The organism is Fructilactobacillus cliffordii, assembly GCF_024029355.1.
Lineage (GTDB): Bacteria > Bacillota > Bacilli > Lactobacillales > Lactobacillaceae > Fructilactobacillus > Fructilactobacillus cliffordii.
In genome coordinates, this window is the sequence record NZ_CP097117.1 from 257,781 (window position 1) to 283,675 (window position 25,895).

Annotated in this window: 23 protein-coding genes and 1 other annotated feature; of the genes, 3 read left to right on the forward strand and 20 right to left on the reverse strand. The window is 42.9% G+C overall.

Going from position 1 to position 25,895, the window contains the following annotated elements; genetic code table 11:
* Positions 1-13 precede the first annotated feature (13 nt).
* From rpmI to M3M38_RS01370, 13 genes are all read right to left on the reverse strand, one after another.
* Positions 14-208, reverse strand: coding sequence for a 50S ribosomal protein L35 (gene rpmI / locus M3M38_RS01310; protein ID WP_252767290.1), 195 nt, complete (start codon positions 206-208; stop codon positions 14-16).
* 34 nt (positions 209-242) lie between these two features.
* Positions 243-749, reverse strand: coding sequence for a translation initiation factor IF-3 (infC, locus tag M3M38_RS01315; RefSeq protein WP_252767291.1), 507 nt, complete (start codon positions 747-749; stop codon positions 243-245).
* Between the two features lie 43 nt (positions 750-792).
* Positions 793-923 (reverse strand) — a sequence feature (ribosomal protein L20 leader region).
* Between the two features lie 23 nt (positions 924-946).
* On the reverse strand, positions 947-2,923 hold the full coding sequence (thrS, locus tag M3M38_RS01320) for a threonine--tRNA ligase (RefSeq protein WP_252814442.1): 1,977 nt from the start codon (positions 2,921-2,923) through the stop codon (positions 947-949).
* Positions 2,924-3,180: 257 nt separating this feature from the next.
* Positions 3,181-4,104, reverse strand: coding sequence for a primosomal protein DnaI (gene dnaI, locus M3M38_RS01325; RefSeq protein ID WP_252814443.1), 924 nt, complete (start codon positions 4,102-4,104; stop codon positions 3,181-3,183).
* A 2-nt stretch (positions 4,105-4,106) separates the two neighbouring features.
* Complete coding sequence (locus M3M38_RS01330) at positions 4,107-5,438, reverse strand: replication initiation and membrane attachment family protein (protein ID WP_252814445.1); 1,332 nt, start codon at positions 5,436-5,438, stop codon at positions 4,107-4,109.
* Positions 5,425-5,922: a transcriptional regulator NrdR gene (gene nrdR / locus M3M38_RS01335; protein WP_252814447.1), complete on the reverse strand. Its 498-nt coding sequence runs from the start codon at positions 5,920-5,922 to the stop codon at positions 5,425-5,427. Before nrdR ends, M3M38_RS01330 begins: the two co-directional genes overlap by 14 nt.
* A gap of 4 nt (positions 5,923-5,926) precedes the next feature.
* On the reverse strand, positions 5,927-6,499 hold the full coding sequence (gene coaE, locus M3M38_RS01340; protein WP_252814449.1) for a dephospho-CoA kinase: 573 nt from the start codon (positions 6,497-6,499) through the stop codon (positions 5,927-5,929).
* On the reverse strand, positions 6,492-7,334 hold the full coding sequence (gene mutM, locus M3M38_RS01345; RefSeq protein ID WP_252814450.1) for a DNA-formamidopyrimidine glycosylase: 843 nt from the start codon (positions 7,332-7,334) through the stop codon (positions 6,492-6,494). The genes coaE and mutM overlap by 8 nt, the downstream gene beginning before the upstream one ends.
* Positions 7,335-7,353: 19 nt before the next feature.
* Positions 7,354-10,041: a DNA polymerase I gene (gene polA, locus M3M38_RS01350; RefSeq protein WP_252814451.1), complete on the reverse strand. Its 2,688-nt coding sequence runs from the start codon at positions 10,039-10,041 to the stop codon at positions 7,354-7,356.
* 82 nt (positions 10,042-10,123) lie between these two features.
* Positions 10,124-11,473 carry a UDP-N-acetylmuramate--L-alanine ligase gene (gene murC / locus M3M38_RS01355; protein WP_252814453.1) on the reverse strand — a complete coding sequence of 450 codons (1,350 nt, stop codon included), beginning with the start codon at positions 11,471-11,473 and terminating at the stop codon, positions 10,124-10,126.
* Positions 11,474-11,506: 33 nt separating this feature from the next.
* The gene (locus M3M38_RS01360; RefSeq protein ID WP_252814849.1) at positions 11,507-13,828 is read right to left on the reverse strand and encodes a DNA translocase FtsK; all 2,322 of its coding nucleotides are present in this window, start codon (positions 13,826-13,828) and stop codon (positions 11,507-11,509) included.
* A gap of 49 nt (positions 13,829-13,877) precedes the next feature.
* Positions 13,878-14,513, reverse strand: a complete 636-nt coding sequence (gene ytpR, locus M3M38_RS01365) for a YtpR family tRNA-binding protein (protein ID WP_252814455.1) — start codon at positions 14,511-14,513, stop codon at positions 13,878-13,880.
* 16 nt (positions 14,514-14,529) lie between these two features.
* On the reverse strand, positions 14,530-14,856 hold the full coding sequence (locus M3M38_RS01370) for a thioredoxin family protein (RefSeq protein WP_252814456.1): 327 nt from the start codon (positions 14,854-14,856) through the stop codon (positions 14,530-14,532).
* Positions 14,857-14,953: 97 nt separating this feature from the next.
* Here M3M38_RS01370 and M3M38_RS01375 point away from each other — a divergent pair, with 97 nt between their 5' ends.
* Complete coding sequence (locus tag M3M38_RS01375) at positions 14,954-15,274, forward strand: hypothetical protein (protein ID WP_252767301.1); 321 nt, start codon at positions 14,954-14,956, stop codon at positions 15,272-15,274.
* On the opposite strand, the gene trmB is transcribed toward M3M38_RS01375, so the two are convergent.
* Genes trmB through M3M38_RS01390 form a run of 3 tightly spaced genes read right to left on the reverse strand, consistent with a single transcriptional unit; the run spans position 15,267 to position 17,895 of the window.
* On the reverse strand, positions 15,267-15,920 hold the full coding sequence (gene trmB / locus M3M38_RS01380) for a tRNA (guanosine(46)-N7)-methyltransferase TrmB (protein ID WP_252814458.1): 654 nt from the start codon (positions 15,918-15,920) through the stop codon (positions 15,267-15,269). The genes M3M38_RS01375 and trmB overlap by 8 nt on opposite strands.
* A complete protein-coding gene (locus M3M38_RS01385; protein ID WP_252814459.1) occupies positions 15,921-17,135 on the reverse strand; it encodes an ABC transporter permease in 1,215 nt (404 codons plus the stop codon).
* Between the two features lies 1 nt (position 17,136).
* The gene (locus M3M38_RS01390) at positions 17,137-17,895 is read right to left on the reverse strand and encodes an ABC transporter ATP-binding protein (RefSeq protein WP_252814461.1); all 759 of its coding nucleotides are present in this window, start codon (positions 17,893-17,895) and stop codon (positions 17,137-17,139) included.
* 104 nt (positions 17,896-17,999) lie between these two features.
* Here M3M38_RS01390 and M3M38_RS01395 point away from each other — a divergent pair, with 104 nt between their 5' ends.
* Together M3M38_RS01395 and M3M38_RS01400 are read left to right on the forward strand one after the other, a co-directional pair.
* Positions 18,000-18,440 carry an HIT family protein gene (locus tag M3M38_RS01395; protein ID WP_252814462.1) on the forward strand — a complete coding sequence of 147 codons (441 nt, stop codon included), beginning with the start codon at positions 18,000-18,002 and terminating at the stop codon, positions 18,438-18,440.
* Between the two features lie 120 nt (positions 18,441-18,560).
* Positions 18,561-19,445 carry a peptidylprolyl isomerase gene (locus M3M38_RS01400; protein ID WP_252767306.1) on the forward strand — a complete coding sequence of 295 codons (885 nt, stop codon included), beginning with the start codon at positions 18,561-18,563 and terminating at the stop codon, positions 19,443-19,445.
* Between the two features lie 45 nt (positions 19,446-19,490).
* Here M3M38_RS01400 and M3M38_RS01405 read toward each other — a convergent pair whose 3' ends face one another.
* From M3M38_RS01405 to M3M38_RS01420, 4 genes are read right to left on the reverse strand one after another with little or no spacing between them, the layout of a single operon-like run.
* On the reverse strand, positions 19,491-22,025 hold the full coding sequence (locus tag M3M38_RS01405; RefSeq protein WP_252814463.1) for an ATP-binding protein: 2,535 nt from the start codon (positions 22,023-22,025) through the stop codon (positions 19,491-19,493).
* Complete coding sequence (locus M3M38_RS01410) at positions 22,015-23,253, reverse strand: metallophosphoesterase family protein (RefSeq protein WP_252814465.1); 1,239 nt, start codon at positions 23,251-23,253, stop codon at positions 22,015-22,017. Before M3M38_RS01410 ends, M3M38_RS01405 begins: the two co-directional genes overlap by 11 nt.
* 56 nt (positions 23,254-23,309) lie before the next feature.
* Positions 23,310-23,657, reverse strand: a complete 348-nt coding sequence (locus tag M3M38_RS01415) for a YlbF family regulator (protein ID WP_252767309.1) — start codon at positions 23,655-23,657, stop codon at positions 23,310-23,312.
* Positions 23,658-23,706: 49 nt separating this feature from the next.
* Positions 23,707-25,815, reverse strand: a complete 2,109-nt coding sequence (locus M3M38_RS01420; RefSeq protein WP_420842666.1) for a transglycosylase domain-containing protein — start codon at positions 25,813-25,815, stop codon at positions 23,707-23,709.
* Positions 25,816-25,895: the final 80 nt, after the last annotated feature.

Genomic DNA, 25,895 nt, shown 5'->3' on the forward strand with positions numbered 1-25,895 from the left:
AATTTAACTTAGTTTATTTCTTTAATAATTCAGTGTAGGTCTTAACCCAAATGTTGTTTAACATGTGAGTCCCACGTAAGTGACGACGTTGTTTCTTCGTCTTTCCGTGGAAACGGTGACTAGTAAAGGCGTGGGCACTCTTTAAACCACCCTTGGAAGTTTTCTTGAACCGCTTAGCAACTGCACGGTTTGATTTCATTTTTGGCATAACAATTTCCTCCTCTTTGGTTTACAAACGTAAACTAATTTTTAATTTTATTACTTGGTGCAAGCATCAAGAACATACTCCGGCCATCCATTTTAGCTCGTTGCGTAACGGTCGCAATGTCAGACAGCGCATCAGCCATCCGATTCAAGACGTTTCGACCAATTTCTTTATGCGTGATAGCCCGACCTTTAAATCGAATTGAAACCCGGACCTTTTCGCCCTTCGTTAAGAACTTTTGCGCATTCTTCAACTTCGTGTTGAAGTCATTGGTATCAATCGTTGGACTCAACCGAATTTCCTTCACACTCACCGTTTTTTGCTTCTTACGGGCTTCTCGTTCTTTCTTTTGCCGATTGAATCGGTACTTCCCGTAATCAAGAATTTTAGCAACCGCTGGCTTAGCGTTTGGTGCGACTAAGACTAAGTCCAAGTTGGCATCCTCAGCAATTTGCATTGCTTCCGCCTTTGATTTCAAACCAAGCTTGTTTCCTTGATCATCAATAACCATCATTTCACGAGCTTTAATTCCATCGTTGACCATTTGATCTCTTTTTGCTATGGTGATTCACCTCCAAGTAAATTTCAAAGCAGAAAAAAAGCGGAAACTCAACCGAGCTCCCGCCTTTTTCTATGGGATTACCCATAGAATTGCATCCGATTAGCCCAGCAACCATTTGTCACTAAGGCGAGAAGCGGGAAGCCTCTGCTTTTAACCATTTAATCATATCAAGGCTACAATTACTTGTCAACCTTTTCTTTTGTTTTATCATCTTTAGTCTCATCGCGTGAGTAACTAGCGATGTCTTTCATGATTTCAACCGTGAAGTCATCCATTGATAACTCCCGACTGTCGTCTTCTCCGTACTTACGAACCGAAATCGTGTCGTTGTTAACTTCATCGTCACCAACCACAATTGTGTATGGAATTTTGTGCGTCTGCGCATCCCGAATTAAGTAACCCATCTTTTCGGAACGTTCGTCAACTGCCGACCGGATGTGCATGGCTTGCAGTTTTTCATTGATTTGGCGCGCGTATTGACCGTGTTTTTCATCACTAACTGGAATGATTTGCACTTGTTTTGGTGCTAACCAAGTTGGGAAAGCTCCCTTGTACATTTCAATTAGGTAAGCCGTGAACCGTTCCATCGTTGAAACTAAACCACGGTGAATCATAACGGGACGGTGTTCTTGACCGTCTTCCCCCACGTAGTGTAAATCAAACCGTTCAGGTAGCATGAAGTCCAGTTGAATCGTTGACAACGTTTCTTCGTTGCCAAGGGCCGTCTTCGTTTGTACGTCTAGTTTAGGACCGTAAAAGGCTGCTTCCCCTTCGGCTTCGACGTAGTCTAACCCTAATTCATCCATGGCACCCTTCAACATCGTTTGCGCTTTGTTCCACATTTCGTCATCATCAAAGTATTTTTCCGTGTTTTCTGGATCACGGTAACTAAGCCGGAACGTGTAGTTGTCAATGTCAAAGTCATGGTAAACTTCCATCATCAAGTTCAGGATCTTCTTAAATTCATCCTGGATTTGATCCGGAGCCACAAACGTGTGACCATCGTTAAGCGTCATTTCCCGAACCCGTTGCAATCCACTGAGGGCTCCCGATTTTTCGTAACGGTGCATCATTCCTAGTTCTGCAATCCGGAGTGGTAATTCCCGGTAAGAACGGATGTGGTGGTTGTAAATTTGAATGTGGGAAGGACAGTTCATCGGCCGTAATTCCAACATTTCATCGTCGTCCATTTTCATTGGTGGAAACATGTCATCACGGTAGTGTTCCCAGTGACCAGACTGTTTGTACAGATCCAAGTTAGCAAGGACTGGAGTATAAACGTGTTGGTAACCGTTAGCAACTTCCTTGTCAACAATGTAACGTTCAATCGTCCGCCGAATCGTAGCCCCGTTTGGCATCCAGTATGGTAATCCAGCTCCGACCTTTGGATCAACGAAGAACAGGTCTAAGTTATTTCCAATCACCCGGTGATCACGTTCGCGGGCTTCTTGCCGTTTCTTTAAGTCTGCTTCTAAGTCAGCAGCTTTGAAAAAGGCCGTTCCGTATAACCGTTGTAACATGGGGTTAGACGACTTGCCTTCCCAGTATGCTCCGGCTACAGATAACAGTTTAAAGTGCTTTAAATCCTTAAGACTAGGAGCAGCAACAACTTGAGCGTAGACTAATTGACCACCAATTTCGTAGAAAGGAATTTCATCACTATCAAGTGTCTTGATTAATTCCGTCTGGTATCGATCACCACTAACTTCATTTAAAGCATCATCTTTGCTTAAAGTTACTCGTTTAACGGATGCGTTATCCTTGATGACCCGCTGCATCTTGTCAGCTAGGCCATTTAATTCATCGGCACTAATTTGCCGTTCATCTTTTTCCGTATCAACGTAAAATCCGTCTTCATCAGCAGCTAAGCGACCAAGTCGAACTCCGGGAAATTCTCGTTTTACTACCGCTGCCAGTAGTTCAGCTGCACTTTGGCGTAACACAGTTAAACCATCTTCTGAATCAGCCGTAATAATTTCTAACTTACCACCAGCCGTTAACGGAGCTTGGACGTCCACTAACTGACCATCAACTTTTCCGGCAATGGCTTTTTTAGCTAAGCTAACTGAGATTGATTTAGCAATTTCAGCAATCGTAATTCCATTCTCAAACGCTTGGTTGCGTCCGTCTGGAAATTCAAACGTAATTTGTGCCATTTTCATTCCTCCTAAATAAAAAGCCCCCTGGTAAAAATACCAAGGGACGTCGTTTTGACGCGGTTCCACCCAAATTATCCGAAAATCGGATATCTCTGTTAACCACATTTATTCACGTTATTTTAAGTAAGGCGGTAAGTTAAATCCGCCGACAAGTAGCTTCCAGAATTAAACTACTCTCTCTGTGAATTTAGATTTAACTCATATCCTTATTTAGTAGTCTAATCACCCGACGAAAAAGTGTCAAGCGTCAGGACTTAATTCCTTAAATTATTGCCATTCAAATAAACGGGACGAGCTAAGAATTTAATTCGTTCCATTAGTCGTTGGGCTTTGAGTGGTTCCGCTTCGTTACGGGCGGTAACTGCTAAATGTTCTTTGGCTAATTCATCCATGGAGAAGTTAGAAGTGAAAAACGTGGATAGCTGATTCTGCATTCGATATTCCAAAATAACGCCTAGCACGTCATCCCGAATCCAAGCAGACATCGAATCTGCACCGATATCGTCAATAATCAAAACCGGCATCTTTTTCACCTGATCAACCTTGGACTTAAACGTATTGTCGCCAATCGCGTTTTTTAGTTCTACTGCAAACGACGGGAAGTGAACTAACATGGTTTTTACCCCATGATCAGAGAGACGGTGGGCCATGGCGGCCATCACAAATGTTTTACCGACCCCAAATGGCCCGTATAAATACACTGATTTTTGGTGTTCCTGGGGATCATTCTCGTAATTTTCAATGAAGTTAATTAAATCAATAATCACCTCTTCTTGATCAGGAGTCGGATCATAATCTTCAAAGTTAACCCGTTTGATTTCGGGTGTCATTCCCACGGTCACAAAGTTATTCTTCATGCGTTGATCACGTTGCCGCCGTAAAAAGTCTTTAGTTGGTTGGTAGGCAACCTCAATTAAATGGTCGTTTACCACTAGTTGCGGTGCATATCCGGGGGCAAAAGTAGTCTGTCCCGCTGCCATTTTCTTTTTCTCATTCACAAATTCATAGAGCTTCGATGCTGATTTTTGCACCGCTTGGGGAGCTAAATCCTCCTGATGCTCTTGAACAAATTCCTGCACGTCCGGATCAGCATAAACGGATTGCAACAGTTTTTGGTACTGTTCGGTCAAATGATGGTTTTGCATGGAAGTCTTCAACCCCTTCCCCACGTTTCTCATTTCTATTCACTCCCCTCTGATTGATTATTCCGTAACTTTGCTAGTTTTTCTTTAATTAATTTCCGATTAGCAGCCGAGGCCTGCTTCGTAGACCGTTGATGATCAGCTTTATAAGCCCATTCTGGCAAGGTTTCTTTTACTGTTTGTTGTTTTTGCTTCGTTCGCTTGGTGCGCTGCTTCGTTATCCGTCGCTCACGTTGCTTAATTTCTGTCAGCGCCTGATCTGCCGTTTGAATGTGGCGCTGGGCCCAGTCATTGGCAATCGTATCTAACAGATTTTTATTCAGCGTGGGATTTTCCCGATCAACCAGCAATAAGTAGATGAGCATGTTAACTACCGCACTGGGTAAAACGTTTTGTTCCAACAATTGGCGTAACGAACGTTCTTCGGCAGCCGTTGCATACCCACCTTTTTCTTGTTTGATGGCCCCTAAAAAAGGAACAGGAGCGGTGGTTTCAGCCACTTGTAGCAACTCGCGTTCTTGAACAGTAAAACTAGTATGTTTGTCACTAGCAGGTGTAGTTGTTATTTGCGGTTCAGACGGAGTGGCTGGCGTAGACTGATATTTTCTCGCAATTAATAACTGAAACTTTTGCTTATCAAAGTGATTGGTCGTGAGATTGGTCGCCTGCTCTACTACCCGGGCCATTTCCGCTTCCTCAACTCCATAAAGTTGTTTAGTTACTGCAAACAAAGGTTGATTCTTCTTTACATCCGCTAAATTAACAAACGAACTCTGTAAGATACTAAGCATTAACTGAAGATCAATGGTGGGTAAATCTGACTTAGGTCCCGTTGATTGAGTGGCTTGAGCTCGCTTTTGCGTTGTTTGGACTAAAGCGGAATCAGCGGTCGGTTGTGCTGCAAAAACCTGCCAAAAGCTGTGGGTCTGATCATCAAAATTGCTTATATCAACCGGAGTCGGCAACAATTGCTGCGTTAGTTCTACAAACTGATTCTCGCCCACCATTTCCAGCAAGAATTGACTTAACGTGTCATTTTGGAAAAAGGTAACTGGCGTCAGTGGATCCACCAGCCGGTAATGAAACTGGGTTTGCTCCGTATACACCTGCAATAACCCGGCTCCTTCTAACTTTAATCGAGCTTGATACAAGGCTTCTGCATCAATTTGTAACGTACTCATCAAGGCAAAATGACCTTGAAATTGTTGCGATTGGTGCCACAGTAAATTAATCAACGCGTACGCATCATTGCCAATCATTGGTAAATACAAACGATCCAGGCTCATTCGCTGTTCTGTGGTCAAATCGTGCGCTCGTAATACTTGAAACTTACTTTGCGGATCAATTGAATGCTGATTATTTGTCATCATGATCACTTTCTGGTGATGAAGTTGTTTCATTTCCCATTAATTCTTGCATTTTGGCATAAAACTCGTTCATGTCTTTAAACTGCCGGTACACACTCGCAAATCGGATGTATGCAATTTCATCCACGTCCTTGAGACCGTTCATGACGGACTCGCCAATTACCTTACTAGAAACCTCATGACCACCGTTATCCTGATTCTCAATGTTTTGTTTGGTCTGATTAACAATCTCGTTCATCTGCGCCATTGACACCGGCCGTTTTTCACACGAACGAATAATGCCCCGCAGCAGTTTATCAGTACTAAATTCTTCCCGATCGCCGTTTTTCTTAACGACCAATAACGGGGTGGCTTCAATTGTTTCAAACGTGGTAAATCGATAACCACAGTGCTCACATTCTCTTCGTCGTCTAATTTCTGTTCCGCCAACTAGAGGACGGCTATCAATCACTTTAGAAGAAGCCTGGTGACACCTTGGACACTTCATTATCTCACCTCAGATTTTCAATAAAACGCTGGAGTTCCCGGTAAAGTTTTTGTTTACCTTGGGTACTATCAACGACTTGATCGGCTAAAGCGGCCTTAGTTCGTTGGGGCCACTGAGCCCCGATTAATCGACTGGCCCAACTGATCGAAACCTGATCCCTAGTAATCAACCGCTGCATCTGGATCATAGGTTCACAGGTCACCATTAAAATTAAATCTACATAACTGGTAAACCCGTTTTCAAACAAGGTCGGAGCATCCAGAATCAACCAGTCAGGAGCAGTCTTTTCCGCGATAACTTTTAATAAGGCCGGATTGATAATCCGAACTAGTTGTTTTAGCAGATGCGGGTCAGCAAAAACAATGCGACCCAATTTTTTACGATCAATCTGTCCATCCGTTTGCACCGCTGGACCAAAAACGGCCGTAATCTGTTGAATCACGTCTTGATCGTGGGCTTCTAACTCATGCGTCAGCTGATCTAAATCCAGAACCGGAAATCCTTGTTCCCGCAAATAAGCAGCCGCCGTTGATTTACCGGTGGCAATGCCGCCCGTTAACCCAATTATTCTAGTCACTTAAATCACCGTGAACCACTTGGCATTTCGGACAGAAGGTCGTTCCCCGTTGAGCCACTTTAATTTTTTCCATGGGTGTTCCACACCGACGGCACGGTTCACCTTTTCGACCGTAAGCTTGCAGTTGATTTTGAAATTCGCCAGCTTCCCCAAAGGCATTGGAATACGAGTGCACCGTGGTTCCATGTCCCTGAATGGCAGCGGCAATTTCTTTAATAATGTTTTGCCGGAGCGTTTCAATCTCCGCATCACTAACGTAGTTGGTCATCTGTTCGGGATGAATTTTAGACATCCATAGTACCTCGTCACAGTAAATGTTTCCAAGACCCGCTACTTGAGATTGATCTAATAAAAACGCCTTGATTTTACGATGTGATTTATGCAGTCGTTCTTTAAGATACGTAAAACTTAAGTCCGCATCGGTCGGTTCCGGCCCAATTTTATTTAATCCTGATAAATTCATGACCTCGTCATCCTTTACGAGCGCCATTTTGCCAAACATCCGGGTATCCTTGTACCACAACTCGCGACCATCGTTGAGATGGAAAACGATATTGGTATGTTTAGGTCGTGGTGACCCTTCTGGTTCAACTTCGTACTTTCCTTCCATCCGCAAATGCGAAACTAGGGTTAAATCATCGCTAAGTCGAAATAATAAATACTTTCCCCGGCGATCAATCCGAATAATTTGTTTGCCTGCAAGATCCTTTTCAAAGTCAGCAGCAGGGAGGTTAATCATTTTTGGGTACAATACTTCAACGGATTCAATTGTTGCACCTTGCACTAATTTAGTTAGTCCGGAACGGACGGTTTCTACTTCTGGTAATTCAGGCATTTTTCCACCTACATTCGTTTTATTTTTTTATATTATACCAATTGTCACCGGAATGACTCTCAACTTTTAACGGAACGTCGAAATTAACGGCCGCTTTTTGGAGTAACGGATCCGTTTGCATAATCGAATCCATGACCTCCGGCACAATTTTAGTTAACGTTGCCACTTCTGTTTGGGGCGCTTCCAAAATTAGCTCATCATGAATTTGCAACAACATCCGCGCCTGTAATCCTTCCGTTGCCAACACGTGATTCATGCGAATCATGGCAGCTTTAATGATATCAGCCGCACTCCCCTGAATCGGGGAATTCATGGCGATTCGTTCCGCAAACTGACGTTGGTGAAAACTTCGGGATTTAATTTCCGGGATGTAACGCCGGCGTTTCGAAATCGTTTCAACATATCCATGTTGTTTAGCAAATGCCACGCTCCCATCCATGTATTCCTTTACTCCCGGATATTCATGAAAGTACTTATCGATAAAGCGTTTGGCATCTGGATTAGAAATTCCGGTGTTGTGCGCCAATCCGTACGAACTAATTCCATACACAATCCCAAAGTTAACCGCTTTGGCCTGCCGTCTTAGGTTTGCATCTACGGTCGCCGTTTCTCCTAGTTCAAAAATGCGGCGGGCAGTGACCGCATGGATATCTTCATCACTAGCAAAGGCTGCTTTCATGTTCTGGTCGCCGGAAATGGCAGCCAACACCCGCAATTCGATTTGGGAGTAATCTGAAGAGAATAGAACCCAGTCTGGATGGGATGGAACAAAGGCTTCGCGAATTTTACGTCCTTCTTCCGTCCGTACCGGAATGTTTTGTAAGTTCGGATCAACGGAAGACAACCGTCCCGTCTGGGTTAATGTTTGCAGGTAACGAGTGTGCACCTTTTGATCACTAAGGATATCGCTCTTAATCCCATCAATATAGGTTGAAATTAACTTGGTTAACTGTCGGTAGGCTAAAATCTTTTCGATGATGGGATGTTCAGGAGCTAATTTTTCTAACACGTCGACCGAGGTTGAATAACCGGTCTTGGTCTTTTTAATTACCGGGAGCTTGAGTTTTTCAAAGAGAATTTCTCCCAGTTGTTTCGGAGATCCAATGTTAAATTCCTGACCGGCGTCCTGGTAAATGCCCTGCTGTAACTCAGAAACTCGTTCTTGAAACTTACTCTTTAACTCATCTAGACGTTCTGGATCAACCTTAATTCCGGTAATTTCCATCTGCGCTAGTACTTCCGATAACGGTAGCTCCATTTCTCGGTATAAATTGGACTGTTGGTGTTCCGTTAGCCCCGTTAACATTTGGTCCTTTAACGAACTAATCGCTAACGCTTTGCGCACCAAATGGACATAAAATGCGGGTAATTCCGGTAACTTGAGACTTTTCCCTTTCCCATAGACATCTTGATCTGGCAAAACTCCATGATAATCGTGTTGCCGGGCCACCTCGCCCACATCATCAGCGTTATTCAAGGTATTTAACAGATACGAGACCAGCAACATATCAAAACCAACGTTTTGTAACCGAACTCCATCCCGCTGCAAAGCGACACGTTGCGCTTTATTATCAAAAACGTTCTTTTTGACAGTGGTACTCTCTAACAATCGTTTAACGTGCTCATTTTCCACTAAGTCAATGTCATTTGTTACGTACCAGTGATCTGGAGTCCCTAGTACCAAGCCGACTTGATCCGCCACGTGATAATTAGCCGTCAACATTTCCACGTTAATTGTAATTTCGGTAGTAAACTGATCTAATTCCACTGCATTTTCAGCAGTCAAAATCGTGTATTCTACCTCCGGCAGTTCTGTAGTTAATGTTTTTTCTGTTCCAGCTTCCGTTAAGAAACTGCGAAAGTTCATTTTTTGGTAAAAATCTTGCAATGCTGGTTCTTGATCACCCAAATATTTCATGTCGGCTAATTCCACCGTGAGAGGCGCATCACGCTTGATGGTTGCCAATTCTTTGGATAAAAAGGCCTGTTTTTGATCTTGCACCAGATGTTCCTTCAACTTTTTCCCGGAAACTTCATCCAGATGCTGATACAGATTATCAATCGTCCCAAACTGCTTAACTAATTTGAGCGCGGTTTTGGGACCGACCTTTTCTACCCCCGGATAATTATCTGAGGTATCGCCTTGTAAACCCTTCACATCCACGATTTGAGCGGGCTTAATTCCCATCGTTGCTTCCACGTATTCAGGGGTGTAAGCTTCAATATCACTAACCCCCTTTTTCGAAACTTTCACTGTGGTTTGTTCCGAACAAAGTTGGGTTAAATCCCGATCACCCGTCACGACCGTCACTTCATATCCGACTGCTTCGGCCTGCTTGGCGGTCGTTCCAATGATATCATCAGCTTCAAAGTTATCGAGTTCGTAGGTCTTAATCCCCCGATCCTTCAGTAGATCCATCACATACGGAAATTGTTCCCGTAGTTCTTCCGGCATTTTATCACGGCCACCCTTGTACTCGTCATACATTTTTGTCCGAAAGGTAGTTTGACCGGCATCAAACGCCGCTAAGACTGCATCAGGTTGCACCCGAGCTAACATATCATTTAACATCCGGTTAAACCCATACAAGGCATTGGTATGCAACCCTTCTTGATTAGTAAACCGGTCTAACGATTGATAGAGAGCAAAAAATGCCTTATAAAATAAGGAATTGCCATCAATCAATAGTATCTTTTTGGCACCCATCTAAACTTCCTCCGTTATTTTAACTTCATTTTACCTGATTAATTATGCGAAAAAAAGCATGACTCCCCGCCATGCTTTTCTGCTAATTAACTTTTTTACTCAAATGACTCAGTAAATCTTCATAAGTACGTTCGTACTTTTGGATGTCACCGGCACCCATGAAGATAACAACGTCGTCATGGAAATCTAAAAGCGGTGACATATTATCTTCAGTAATCAGCGCACTACCCGGAATCTTATCAACTAAATCTTGGCTAGAGACATCACCCGATTTTTCTCGCGGAGAACCGTAGATTTTTGTGACATAAACCTGATCCGCCTTCCCAAGCGTTTCAGCAAAATCATCTAAGTATGCAATGGTCCGACTGAAGGTATGCGGTTGGAAAACTACCACAATTTTCTTATTCGGATATTCCTGTCTAGCAGCATCTAAAGTGGCTCGAATTTCTGAAGGATGATGGGCATAGTCATCAATTATGGTCATGTCGTTAACCTTCACTTGAGCAAACCGGCGTTTAACCCCCTTAAACGTCATCAGTTCCCGACGAATTTCTGCTAAATCAACCTCTTCAAAGTATGAAACGGCGATTACGGCCAGCGCGTTTAACACGTTATGTTCCCCAAACAGCGGAATTTCAAAGCGACCTAGGTCACGACCACGAAAGGCTACGTTAAAGGTGGAGCCAGTCGTCGTCCGTTTCACGTCAAAAGCGCGAAAGTCATCCTTTTCACCCGTTCCGTAGTAGTAAATCGGCACGTCCACTTGTAGTTTCCGCAGATAAGGATCATCCCCCCACGCAAAAATTCCCTTTTTAACGTGACCAGCAAAGGTTTGAAAAGCATTAAACACGTCATCAATTCCGGTATAATAATCCGGATGATCAAAATCAATGTTGGTCATGATAGCGTAGTCAGGGTAAGTCGGCATAAAGTGGCGCTGGTATTCATCTGCTTCATAAACAAAAAAACGAGCATCGGGAACTGCATTTCCCGATCCATCTCCGATTAAATAATCGGTCGGAGCAATTCCACTCAACACGTGGGCTAACAATCCCGTCGTGCTGGTTTTTCCGTGCGCACCACAAACTGCGATGCTGGTATACCCCTTAATTAATTGACCTAAAAATTCTGGGTAGCGGTAAATCGGTAGACCTAATTCCTTGGCCCGTAAAACCTCTGGTTGATCATCCTTAAACGCATTCCCAACGACCAATGCCATGCCCGGTTTAATGTTATCTGGATCAAAGGAGTGAATCGGAATCCCGGCATCTTCTAGACCCTTTTGGGTAAAGGTATATTTGTCAATATCTGATCCTTCAACCTGAAAGCCCATATCCTTCACTACGAGGGCCATGGCACTCATCCCGGTCCCTTTAATCCCCACAAAATAATAAGTTAATTCCTTGGTTAACTTTGGTTCTGTTTCTGTCATAATTTTTAAACTGGTTCCCTTCTATGTTGTTAGTTAGAGGTTAAGTTGTGCGTACTGCTCTTTGGTTAGATAAATTTCCCGTGGCTTGGATCCTTGTTGCCCAGAAATGAAATTATGCTGTTCTAGGTCATCAATGATGCTGGCCGCACGGTTATATCCAATCGAAAAGACCCGTTGCAATTTCGAGGTCGACACCGTATCTTCTCCGGCAATGTACTCTAAAACCGAATCCCATAGTTCATCATGGGTAGCGGCTTGATCAGCACTCTTTAAAAGGCCGGCTGGCTGAAACTCATAGTGAGCTGGTCCCTGCGTTCGAACGAAATCGGTCACCTTTTCAACTTCTTCGCTGGTTACAAACGCCCCTTGTAGTCGTTCTGGTTTATTTGCACCATTACCAAGATACAACATATCACCCTTACCTAACAAGCGTTCAGCGCCAGCTTGGTCAATAATCGTCCGGGAATCCACCTGGCTAGAAACCATAAAGGCCACCCGGGTCGGAATGTTATTTTTGATGGTTCCCGTCACAATGTCCACACTAGGACGCTGCGTGGCCACTACGAGGTGGATTCCGGCAGCCCGAGCCTTTTGGGTAATCCGAACGATATAATCCTGAACTTCATTGGCAGACGTCATCATTAAATCGGCCAATTCGTCGATTACAACCAAGATATATGGTAACCGATCGGCAGCATGGTCCGTCTTTTGTGCTTGACGATTATATTGCTCAATGTTTCTAACCCCAGCAGCCGTTAGCCGTTCGTAGCGCCGATCCATTTCTTCTGTAACCCACTTTAAGGCGGCCGCCGCTTCTTGTGGTTGCGAGATGACCGGAGCCAGTAAATGAGGAATTTCGTTGTAAGGCGCCAGTTCAACCGCTTTCGGATCAATTAAAATCATCCGCAAATCGCGGGGGGTGGCATGATACAGTAACGATAATAGTAAACTATTAATAAAGACACTTTTCCCTGAACCGGTGGCCCCGGCAATCAAAGCATGCGGCATCTTCTTTAAATCAGCCGTGACTGGTTGGCCCTCAATGTTCATTCCCATGGCAATTTCAGTTTTAGCTGTGTCTGTTTGAAAATGTGGATCAGCTAAAATTTCTCTTAACATAACGGGATGCGGCTTAGGGTTCGGAATTTCGATTCCAACCGTGGACCGTCCAGGAATGGGCGCCTCAATCCGAATGTCTTTTGCCGCCAAAGCTAATTTCAGATCATCGTTCAGATTAGTAACCTTGCTGACTTTGACTCCCAATGCCAGTTTAACTTGAAATTGAGTAACCGTCGGTCCATTCGTCCAATCAACCACATGACCATCAACGTTGAAGGCCTGTAAAGTATCATCGAGTTTTTCGGCTTGATCAGCAATCCAGTTATCTAAGTCGGCTTCATCGACTTGAACTGGTGGCTTTAATAGGTCTAATTGCGGAAAGTGGTACCCCAGTTGTTCAGTAGCAACCGGCTGATCTTTAGCAGTTACAATGGTGCTAGTGGATAGCGAAGTTGCCGGTTGTGCTGATTCCGAATCACTAACACTAATTGCTGATTGCTCTGATTCAGAATGAGCAGTCACTGTTTTCGACGTCGCTTCGGTTGCAGAAGCTACTTTGGTAGCTGTTGTTTGTGACTCTGGTTGTGTCGGAGTAGCATTGTCATTTTCAAACAAACTTAAGTGGTCTGCTTGCCCCCGTTCCGCCTGTAAAATATCTGCCAGCGAATGACCCAATCCCTTGCTATGATTGGGTTTTGTGGGGCTTATCTGCGAGTTATCCACAGTGCTTTCATTTTCGTTTTCATTTCGTGATTCATCCGCTTGAGGAGCTGCAACTGAAGCTGATGTAGTTGGTTGCTCCTTTACAATCGGAATAGTGGAAGTCGATTGAGCTGGATCAATAACCGTCGAAATAACAATCTCTGGTTCCTCAGCTGCCTCTTCTACCTGCGTAGCTGCCAGTAAAATCAGTTCATCTGCAGCTGGTTCTAACGCGGTAATCGCACGTTGATAATCATGATTAAATTCAGTTCGTTGGGTACCATAAAAAGTTGATTTATCGGGCACAAATTGGGGTTGAAAAGCGCGCGTTTTCTCAACGAGGTTCGTCGGGTGCGACTGCTTATTCAATCCCGTTTGCAACTTAGGAATCCCCTGATTTCTTTTTTTCGACTGATTGGTTTCAGCTGTGGCCGTACTTTTAGTAGTATCCAACCGTTCCTGCTGCCTGGTTACTGGTGCAGACCAATCAGACCGCTCTAGATTATTGGGGTCAAAATCAGACGCTTTAATCCCCAGGCTCTTTCGTTCCGCATAGAACTTCCGAAAGAAAGCCGGACCATCGTAATGATTCATTGTCATTCCCTTTCCTTTTTCCGTTTCAGTACAAAAAAGCGAATAGAAACTATTCGCTAAAAAGGGTTTGTGCTTGTTTAAAATCAAATGGTTGACCCACTTCGTATTCATCCGGCAGGATTAAAGCTCCAGGCTTATCTGGCGCGTTGGGAATCCGTAATTCCCGTCCAGAACAAATCATGCCATCACTTTCAACGTCTTTTAAGGTGCTTGGCCAAATAATTAGCCCATCTGGCATCATGGCACCAACTTCAGCCACCACGACCTTGATTCCTTCCTGCATGTTCGGAGAACCACTCACGATTTGTAGCGTACGGCCGTCTTCAACTTCGGTCGTAGTAATGTGTAAATGAGAAGACTTGGGGTGTTCTTTCATTTCCTTAACATAACCCACCACGAACTTTGAAGTTTCAGTCTCTGGTAATCCTGTTTCAAAACCAGCAGCTTGCAGTTGTTGATTAAGAATTTGAATTTGTTCTGGGGTCAACTTGACCTGTCCATTTTGATCAACTAATTCCGGTAAAAGTGCTTGGGCTGCAAAAAAATTGTAACCAATCACTTTCCCATTTTGATCTTTAATTTCAACGATTTGATCACGCTGGGTAACCTGTTGGGGACCATCATCAGGGCCCAAAACAACCACCAAAACGTCACCAATTTGTGCGGGGTTATAACTTGCAATCATGTTCTTTTACTCCTGTTTATTTTGCTGGTAGACTTTCAATGAACGTTTCGACTTCAGCTTGTGTTTTTCTCGCTTTGTTAACGAGCCGGCCAATTTCAGTGCCGTGATCATAAGCGATGAAGCTAGGAATCCCAAACACGTCTAATTCTTTACATAAGTCGATGTTATCATCCCGATCCACTTTAATAAAAGTGTATTCGGGAAAGTCCTTTTCAATGAGTGGCATGAACGGTTTAATGAAATTACAATCGGGGCACCAACCTGCAGTAAAGAAGAGGATGTACTTGCCATCCTGGAGGTGCGTTTCTAGTTGATCTTGATTCATAATTGGTAATTCTTCCATAATAAACACTCCTATTTAATTTTTTACGATTATAACCCGTGAACAATTAAAATGTTATATAATTAAAAGGATAAAAGCAAAAGAAAGGATTTTAAAAATGGCTAAGCATAAATATCTAGTTCCCACCACCCTGCTCTCGCTAGTTGGTACCGCCGCCTACGTTTTCACTAAGAAACGCAGACGAGCCCAACAAATCGCCATTCAAGACGGATTAACCGAAGCAATCGCTGCTGAATTTGGCGACCAAGATTTTAGTGGTTACTGGATTGATTTTGATAATCACGCCGGCTTGGAATATGAGTGCGGGGTCAGTTTTATCAATCAAGAAACTGGCTTAAAGGAATCATACTCATTTCTCTACAATCCAGATGAACAGGAACTATACCGCATTAAACCACTCTCAGATCAAATTAATTAATCCGGAATCGGGCCCTAATCTTATAGATGGGGCCTTTTTCTTTGAACTTTTCCTCATATTCTGTCTCCACGTTTGCGGCTAATTCTTCCGCGTTTCCATGGTGTAAATCCAAGTTAACCCGTTCAAACTGTAATCCAAAGTTATTCAAACTAACCAAGGAGTACTCAAACAGACCACGATTATCGGTTTTAAATTCCAACGGCGCATCGGCAGGTAAAATTCGTTGATAACTAGTTAAAAAGTTAGGCGAGGTTAACCGTCGTTTGGTGTGTCGCTTCTTCGGCCAGGGGTCCGAAAAGTTCAAATACAGTTGTTGCACTTCTCCCTTTTCAAATAAATCCGCTACGTCGCCACCATTGGTTAAAACCAATTGGACGTTCTTTAATCCAGCGTTAACCGCCTTTTTAACTGCCATTGCTAAAACTGAATCTTCTAAATCGATGCCAATGTAGTTAACATCTGGATGTTTTTGGGCCATACCAATGATAAATTGCCCCTTTCCCGAACCAATTTCCAAGTGAATGGGTGCTTTGGGATTAGCAAACCGACTAGCCCACTGACCTCTGTATCGACCTGGTTCTAGCACAGCAAAATCCGGGTGGTCCTGCATGTAGGGCAAAGCCCACTTCTTTTTGCGAACTCTCATTTAGTTATTTCCTTCCTGTTTTTGATTTCTACTAACAAACCGCGTCATTAACCACCAGATAATGGCTAAGCCACCCACCAAACTGATAAAGGTGGCGCTAATTGGTGCTTCTCCAAGTAGCAAGACTACTACTTCTAGTGCCAATTCGATTATCAAGAGCCACTGCCAAAACCGCCGAAAATTATGCACTTGATCAGTGGTTGGGACTGGGTAAAGATGGGTAAACACGTTATTGGCAAAAAAGGTAAAGAAAGGGCGCAATTGGATTCCCGTTAAATATAACAACGTAAGGGCCACAATCACCGCCACAACCGAGTTATTTAAGAAAAAGAGAATGACCGCAGCAACCACCAATAACCGAACATACATCGAACTGGTTTCTCCGTCCCGGAAAAAGGTGCGAACGTACAAATTCGTGTATAAATGTTGCTGATCTTGGGGAATCCTCCGGAAAAGCCGGTCCAAATATCCCCGACGCTTAGGTTGTGGATCCACCGTAGGAACATCCGTAAAGAGGGCAAAAAAGCGGTAGATTCGAATCATCCGGAGTCGTTCGGCAGCCACTATTCTTTGCCAGTTTAACGGTGGAACCTGCTTTCGAATTAACCAACCACTAATCACCAGTAATCCAACGGCTAATCCCAATGCCAACCATAAGTTAACAATGATGCCAATGCTAAAAATTAAGAGCGGAAGGAGCCACTGAAATAGTGGTTTACGCCACCATTCTAAGCGCTGATGATTTCGCAATATCCAGAATTGATAGCTCAACCAGTCCCACTTTAAAAGCAAACTAAGGCAAAAGCCCGTAGCTAGTTGCATTAGATTCCAACTCAAACTAACACTTACAAACGGAAGTAAAACAAACCACACGCCTGCTTGCATGAGACCGCCCATCAAAAAACTATATATAAATGATTGGCGAAAGTAACTTTGTAATTGACCTTCCTGAGGAGCCAAAAAAACTCGATCAGGCGCCATGATTAAGGTTGCCAAGCGGCCCAGTTGTAGTCCGAGTTCAAGAACCGCAACAATAATGATGAATTGCCACCATTGATGGGGAGCCAATCCCTTCAAAAAATTAGAATAAGCTAATCCCAAAGCCCCCACAAAAAACATCAAGGCAATGACAAAGAAATCATTAAAAACGTAGCGCAGATACTTCGTTAATTGCATCCAGTGGTCCACTAACCGGTGCTGAAACAAATTATGCATCTTAATCACCCTTTACATTCGATTTTGACCGGTCTTGCTGGCGCGCTAGTGCCAAATAAATATCGGTTAATGAATCGCCTAGTTCATGATAGCGTTCCTTAATTTGGGGCATCGTCCCCTCATAGCTTACCTGACCATCATTAATGAGGACAAAGCGATCACAGTGTTTCTCGGCCGTATCCAAAACATGGGTCGACATCAAGACGCTAACTCCTTCTTCCTTCTTTTGATCAATTAGGTTCAGTAAGTCGTCAACAGCCAGTGGATCTAACCCTAAAAAGGGTTCATCAATAACTAATAGTTGGGCATTGGTGATGAAAGCACAGACAATCATCACCTTTTGGCGCATTCCCTTCGAAAAATTAGCTGGAAACCAATCTAGCTTATTTTCAAGACGAAAGAGTTTCAACAACCGCTCAGCCCGTTCCCAAGCTACTGATTGATCTAAATTATAGGCCATAATTGTCGTCTCAACGTGCTCTCGTAAGGTTAATTCCGGATACAATACCGGCATTTCAGGCACATAGGCAATTTGTTGTTTGTAACGCTGAACGTCATCTTGAATTTGGAGTCCATTCAAAGTAATCGTTCCAGAAAATGGAGTCATTAATCCAATGATATGGTTAATCGTGGTTGATTTCCCCGCTCCATTTAGTCCGATTAACGAAACCAATTCTCCATCTTGAACGTCAAAAGTTTCCGCCTTTAAAACCGGAATACTGGAATATCCTCCCGTTAATTGATTAACTTTTAAAGTCATTAAATTCACTCTCTCATTCGTTGTTTTATGAATGATTATACCATAAGGTAATAAAAACTTTCGGTCGATCTAGTGTATAATGTGGAATCAAAGGAGTGATTAAAATGCCAAAATTTGACGACCAATGCGTTTTTTGCAAAATCATTCAAGGGGAGATTCCCAGTTATCCGGTTTACGAAGATGACCAAGTCCTCGCCTTTTTAGATATTTCGCAGGCAACCCCGGGTCATACATTGGTAATTCCGAAACATCACATTCAAGATATTTTTGCCTTTGATGCAGACCAAGCTGGTCAAGTGTTTGCGCGAATTCCACAAATTGCCCGGGCAATTAAGGCGTCTAACCCTAAAATTACCGGAATGAACATTGTCAATGATAACGGAAAAATCGCCTATCAATCGGTCTTTCACGCTCATTTTCATTTAATTCCGCGTTATACCATAGATGACGATTTCTTCATTCACTTTGGTGATCATACTAAAGAATACACCCAGGCCAAATACGAAACCTTGCAAACGGCAATTCGAGAGCAATTAAAGGCTTAGTTTAAATTATTTTTAAGTTTACTGGAACAAATGGCAGATAATAACAAGTATGTTATATTGTTAAAAGAGTTGCTTTGCCAATTCTATAATTTTTAAAGAAATGGATGTGGATATATTATTATGAATAAGAAAAAATGGGCTATTGGTGCCGCGGGATTATTGCTTAGTCTATCCCTAGCTGCCTGTGGTCAAGGTAAAACCGTTGCTACTACCGACGGGGGTAAGATTACCCAAGAACAATTTTACGACAAAATGAAGTCGACCCAACAAGGGAAAGCCCAATTACAACAAATGATTCTAAACAAATGTTTGGAACACGAATACGGTAGTAAAGTTAAACAATCCGATGTTGACAAACAATTTGATCAATACAAAAAACAATACGGACCTCAATTTAACACTATCTTACAACAACAAGGAATGACCGAAAGTCAACTGAAGGAATCTATTCGTAACAACCTCTTATTAAAGGAAGCTGTCATGGATAAAACAGATTTCTCAAACAAGCAATTAGAAAAACAATTTAAGAAGTACCAACCTAAGGTTACGGTTAAGGAATTAGCCGTAAGCGATAAAGACACTGCTCAAAAAGCCATTTCTGACTTAAACAACGGAACTAGTTGGAAAGATGTCGCTAAACAGTACGGTGCTGACGACACTACCAAGAAAAACGGTGGTCAAGAAGTTAGCTTCGACAATTCCACTTCTGGTGTTGATAACTCCGTCAAAAAAGCAGCTTACAAACTTAACAACGGTGATTACTCCAAGGAACCAATTAAGACCCAGAGCGGTTACGTTGTGATTCAGATGGTTAAACACCCTAAGAAGGGAACCTTAAAGGAACACAAGAGCGAAGTTAAGGAACAATTAGCTAACGAACGCTTGAGTGACCAAAAGACGGTTCACAAGGTTGTTTCTGAAGTACTGAAGGACGGTCACGTTCAAATCGAAGACTCCAGCATGAAGAATATCTTATCTGGTTACATTGACACTTCCAAAAAATAACTAGATTAAAAAAACTCAGACATTTGTCTGAGTTTTTTTAGTTGCTCAAAGTTCAATTCGATGCTTGACCGCCGCTTCCTTAATTGGGCTTTGGTTGGCAGTGAAATAAATAATTTGGGTAGTTTGCGAGAGCGTTTCTAGTAGTTCTAACGCTCGCTGCGTTCGTATCTCATCGAAATCAGCAAACCCATCATCAATTATGATTGGAAATGGAAATTCATCGCTAAACGAAACCGTTAAGGCAAAAACTAGAGCTAGGTAAAGCTGTTGCATCGTCCCGCGTGATAATTCGGCCACCTTGAACCGCTGACCATCTTTGGTAACGACTTCTAACTTTTGCTGATAGCGAATTTGTTGATAATGTTGATCGGTTAAGATGGCAAAGTAGCGTTGTGCTAATTCCTGCACCTTTGGGAAACGACCATGACTAGCTTCATTTAGTACCCTTTCAATCCAATCAAAGGAAAGTTGTAACACGAGCCATTGTTTCGATAAATCAATAATTTCAGCTTCCAAATTTGCCTGCTGTTGTCTTAACTTGGCAAGCGTGCCATCCCGACTAATTTGCTGTAATTGTGTCTTTTGGACGGTAGTTGTTTGCACCACTTTACTAAGCTGCGTCTGAATCTGTTGCAACTGATTTTCTAAACGTTGAACTTGTCCTTCTAGTTCTGCCTTGGTGCTAAATTGCTGCAACCGACTAACTAACGCGGGTGTAAACTTCTGCTGCAACCGTTGTTTCTGCTGGTTCAGCTGCCGATGCTGTTGTTCCTGTTCCAGTTGGGCGTTAAATTCTTTTAAGTTAGCAACCTTTCTTTGGGTTAGTTCAGCGTGCAGTTGTTGCTCTCGTTGTTGCAGTTTCTGCTCTAGTTGGGTTAGTTGCTGTTCATCTTCACGCAATCGTTGATCTAACTGATCTTGTCGTTGCCGCTCATCCTTAAGTCCTGCCAGCCACTTTTGAATGGTGCTTAATTGTTGAGCAACTGGTTGTTCTTGCAGGTGCAAAAATGTTTCGCAAAACTGCCACTGCTGGAGGTAGTCCGTCAACTGTCGAGCTAATTGATTAGCTTGTTGCTGCAACTTCAACACGCGTGCTTTTTGTTGCTCTCTTTTTTTGATACTTGTTTGTAGAGTAGTCAACCACAACGATTGGTTCACGCCAGAGATATGATACTGTTCCCCAAGCTGCTGTAATTGGTCTGCAATCCGTTGAAGTTGCCCTGCATTTTTCTCATCTTGATGAGTAGCACTGGATTGCGATCCTGCTTGCCATTGCAGATATCCTCCATAACCCAACAATAAGAGCCCGACCAATCCGAGAACAATTAACAGACTTTTACCCAAGACAACTCCTAAACAGAGCAACCCGGCTCCTAAAATCATTAGAATGATTGGTAAATGTGACGGAGTTGCGTTTGCTTGTCTGGTAGGCACCTGTTCAGCGTTTTGGAGCATAGTTTGCTGCTGGAGGAGTTGTTCCACCCGTTGATAATCGGCGTCAGTAAATGGCTGGGCTGTCGCTCCTCCCGTTTCTAGCTCATCATCATGTAAACGACTGGTTTCTGAATCCAGTTGCCCCTGCAGATTTCGCTGCTGTTGCCACTGATCCTGAGCTTGCGCTAGTTGATCGCTTAAATTATCAATTTGATGTTGATGCTGTAAGTAAAATTGATAGTGATTCGGAACCGTACGTTGTTGTGCTTTTTGCACCTGCTCGCGCCCTTTTGCTACGTTTTGCTTCAAAAAATCAATTTCCGTTTGCAAGCGTTGCAATTGATCTAAATCCGCCTGCGTATAACCGGGCTTGGGAGTTAAATCCTGCTGATCTAGTTGTTGCAGTTCTTGATATTCGGACCAATCCTGCTGGTCCTTGTAAGTTTTTTGTAATTCCTTTTGCGTAGTTGCTTCTTGTTGCTGTAATTTTTTTACTTCGGTTTGTCCCTGAACAATTTGCTGCGTTAATTCTAGGTACTCTGTATACTGCATTTGCGCCCGTTGAATCTCCTGGCTTAATTCATCATATTCCTTCAATTTTTGATTGAGTTCCGGCTTTTTCCCACGCAGTTTGTATAGATCATCTGTTTCTGACTTAATCTCCTTTTCTAATCCCAACCATTGATTAATGCCGACAACCCCAATCCGACGAATTCGTTCTTCTAATTCCGTCGTAGTTAATTTTTGGATAGTTTCGACAGCACTAGCATCAAAATAAAACAATTTGTTATATACATCACGGTTAATTGGTCCTAGCAACTGTTGTAGGCGTTCGTTTGCAACCGAATTACCCTGAGCATCAAATAAGGACAAATCGCCCCCTTTTTTTCCTTCCACTCGTTCAATCACTAATCGTTCTGAACTGGTGGAGACCGTCAACTTGCCCCCCATTTGACTTTTATCCTTAGGAGCATATGGGTGGTTGGCCTGCCGGTTTTTGAAGCCAAACAAAATATCTAAAATGAAATTAATCAGAGTCGTTTTCCCTGCTTCATTATTACCGTAAATAACCTGCAAATCAGTAAACTGGAGGTGCAGATGGTGCAATTTTCCATAGTTGTAAACATCAATTGTGTCAATCTTCATCTGTAAAATCCTCCTGATTCGTTTTTCCTTGCAGGAACGTTTCACTGTGGCGGCGTAATTCAGTCAGTTCGCTTGGATTCCCGAGAGCTTGATAAATAAAATCATGTTGAAATAGTTTTTTCGCCAACTCATTAACATGGCTTTCGTTAAAAACCTCCGCTTGCGTATGCTGCCAAAAAGCCTCATCTAAATCAGCAAACTGTAGGGACTCGGTTTCATTGACCGTTAATTCGTAAACCCACGCGTTTAATTGGTCGTACTGCGAACGTAGTACTTGTTGTAGTTGCCCCAGCAAAATTCCATTTTGGGCATTAATCGCCACGACAGCATTAACTCCAGCTGTAGTGGCATTCAAAATGACATTTAACAGATGTAATTTTGAAAAATCTGACTGTTGAATGGTCGAAACCAGTTGTTCAACTACTTCGGTTACATTCATAGCTTGTGTAACTGTGATTTCTAAAGGTGCATAAACTACGGGTGCGGTCGCAATAAATTCGGTAGTAAGCGCATGTTCGTCTGCATTGGTGGTAACCAGCAGGTATCCCTTTTCACCCGGCTCATTCTTGTGCCGTCCCTGAATATCACCCGGATAGTTAATCGGCGGATTTGCATCTAATTGCTGTCGCTTATGAATGTGACCTAGAGCCCAGTAGTCATAACCTTTTTCCTCTAATTCTGGTACGGTAAAGGGTGCGTACCGTGAGTCGGTTCCAGACTTAACCGCTCCGTGCAACATTCCGATTGTAAAATCGGCTTGACTTCCGGTCGGATAGTCACGAACCATGTCGGCAGCAATAGCTTGCTGGTCATAACTAAAACCATTAATGGCAACGGTAGTTCCGTCTTTCAAAGTTAAGTGTTTTGTTTCCACTTGGGGCCCAAAAACCTGCACGTTTTCCGGAAAGTGTAACTGTGCTTTCCCATTCGGTTGGAAGTCATGATTCCCAAACGACAGAAAAACCGGAATCTGTTGCTCATTTAACCGCTGTAGTTGTTCCAACAGAAAATTATGCGCCGCCGCACTCGGATTTTTACTATCAAACACATCTCCTACGATTAATACAAAGTCAACGGATGCTTGAATTGCATCCGTTACAATTCGTTCAAAAGAAACATAGGGCGCATCGTGCAACATCTTCCACAGAGCAGTAGGTGCTGCTTCGTCATCCCTAATTCCGGTAAACGGCGTATCTAAATGTAAATCAGCAGTATGAATAAACTTCATTACTTTCTCCTTTTGCCACAAAAAAAGAAGCACCGTTTCCAGCACTTCTCTTTGAATTAGCCTTCGTAAAGTTGACGCAATGGTTCAGTGATTACCATATTAGCATCATCAATTAATTTACCCATGGCCTTTTCCCGTTCCATTAACACTTTAATGGCTGGAAGATCATTCATTTTGTCGGCAAGTTCACGAGCATACTTCATGTCATCTGGAGTAATTTCTTGACCAGCCATTTGTTTTTGCCGTAAGTCACTTTGGTTCTTTTGAAAGTCAGTGAAAACTTTGTATGATTCTTTTTCGTTCTTTAAAGCTTCAAAAGCATTCTTTAAGTTGGTAAATTCTTCTGATTTAACCACTGCTTCCTGCATTTTTTGCGCTTGTTCCATAATCTTATTATCTGACATTATCATTCTCCTCTTCATTTAAGTCACTTCAATTCTAACATACTGGCTGTTAAAAACCTAACAAACTCCGTGCCTTTTCAATCGCTTTATCGGTCAAGTTACTTCCCCTATTCAATAATTTTTGGTTCAATTCCTCTGCCTTTTGCATCCATTCGCTACTATTAGTAGCGGTAATTTTGTTCGTTCGGCTCCGCTTGGCAGCTACCATTGTAGCAGAATCTTGTACCTTAAATTGTGTCTGGGCGGTGTCAGGTAAGATTTGTTCCATCTGGTGTTTAAATAACGAGTTAACTCCCGTTCCACTCAAATTTTCCAAGTGGTGTTCAGCGTTTGTGCTATCAAAACCTTCCCAAGTAGCAACCACCACGTCAGGCGTATACCCCACGATCCACTTATCTCGCGTCGCATCCGCATCGGTACTACTATCAGCCTCGGTACTCCCAGTTTTCCCGGCTACTTGATAACCAACTGGTTTAGCCGTGGTTCCCGTCCCGTAGTCAAAGACCCCCAGCATCATGCTGGTCATCTGGCGAGCAGTGTCTTTAGACATTACTTGACTCGGAGTGGCTCCCTCGTTTTGCACAATCGTTTTTCCGGTTGAATCAACAATTTTCGTAATGTAAAACGGCTTCGTTAGTTTTCCTTGATTAGCAAATGCCGTATAGGCACCTGCTAACTGCTGTGGTGAAACTCCCGTGGAAAGACCCCCTAAGGCTAAGGCCAGGTTATCATCCTTTTTGGTAACCGGCAAATTAAACTTCTGCACGGCTTCATAACCCTTGTTTACCCCAATTTGATCCAATGTCCACACAGCGGGCGCATTTAGACTTTGTGCGAGGGCTTGATACATGGGAACCTTGCCGGTGTAAACGTCATTGATATTTTTCGGCGTATAGTGATTTTTCCCGTATGATAACTTTTTATTAACTAATTCCGAATCATACTTAAATCCGTTTTCTAGTGCGGGAGCGTAAACAGCAAGGGGTTTCATCGTGGATCCAGGTTGCCGTTTAATGTCAGTCGCCCGGTTAAAGCCTCGAAAAACATCCTTATTTCGGCCACCGACAACGGCCTGTACTCCCCCGCTCTTTGGATCCAAGGCAACTGAGGCGGCTTGCACCTTCGTTCCATCCGCAGCATTTTGGGGAAAAAGATTTGGATTTTTAAAGTCTGTTTGGAAACTTTGCTGTTGTTGTTGGTTCAAATTAGTGTAAATTTTGTAGCCATTATTCATAATAGCCTTTTCGGATAAGCCGTATTTATTAATGGCTTCATTAATTACTGCATCAAAATAGTACGGGTATTTGTAGTTATTACCCACCGTAAAGGTATCCTTCGTTCCTAACGGGAGCGATTGATAGTATTTAACCTTACTTTGCGGAATCTTTTTGTTATCGGCCATCAACTGTAAAACGACGTTACGACGTTCTTTAGCGGCTTCCGGGTGATCAATTGGATTATTACTAGGATTTTGTAACATTCCCGCGAGCACCGCGGCATCCTGCACCGGTAACTCATCAGCATCCATCCCAAAGTATTTTCGGGAAGCATCCTGCACCCCGTAGACTCCGTTACCAAAGTAAGCATTATTCATATACATCGTTAGAATTTGCTGCTTCGAATAGATGTTTTCAATTTCAATGGAAATAAACAGTTCTTTGAATTTTCGTGATAGAGTTTGCTGTTGGGAAAGGAAAGTATTTTTCGCTAGTTGCTGGGAGATCGTACTTCCACCCCCACTAATCTGGTTCTTGCCGGTTAATTTATTGGTAATTACTAATAACAATGCGCGTCCGTATCCTTTTACCGAAAAACCATGCTCATGATAAAAATTACGGTCTTCCGTGGAAATAATGGCATTCGCAATGTCTGGGGAAATTTTATCTGCTTTTACGTAGGTCCCCTTTTGGGCATACAGCTTGCCAGCCTGCGTTCCATTTTGATCATAAATCACCGTGGACCGGGAGAGGTTTGATTCAAGATCACGGACGTGAGCGGTTTTGGCCACCACCGTTAGATACGTTACTGAGACTAACGTAATTAGCAAAACGATGATAATTAACCAGTGTGTCAATAAAAAACGGTGATTTAATCGTTTTAATTGATTCCAACTGGCGCGTAAGAATCGTTTCCACCAAGTGGTTTGCTTCGTTTGCATCATTAATCATTCTCCTCTTTGAGCTTACCAATAATTGTAACCTATCTCAGCCCCAAAAACATATTTCTCAGATGAACTTT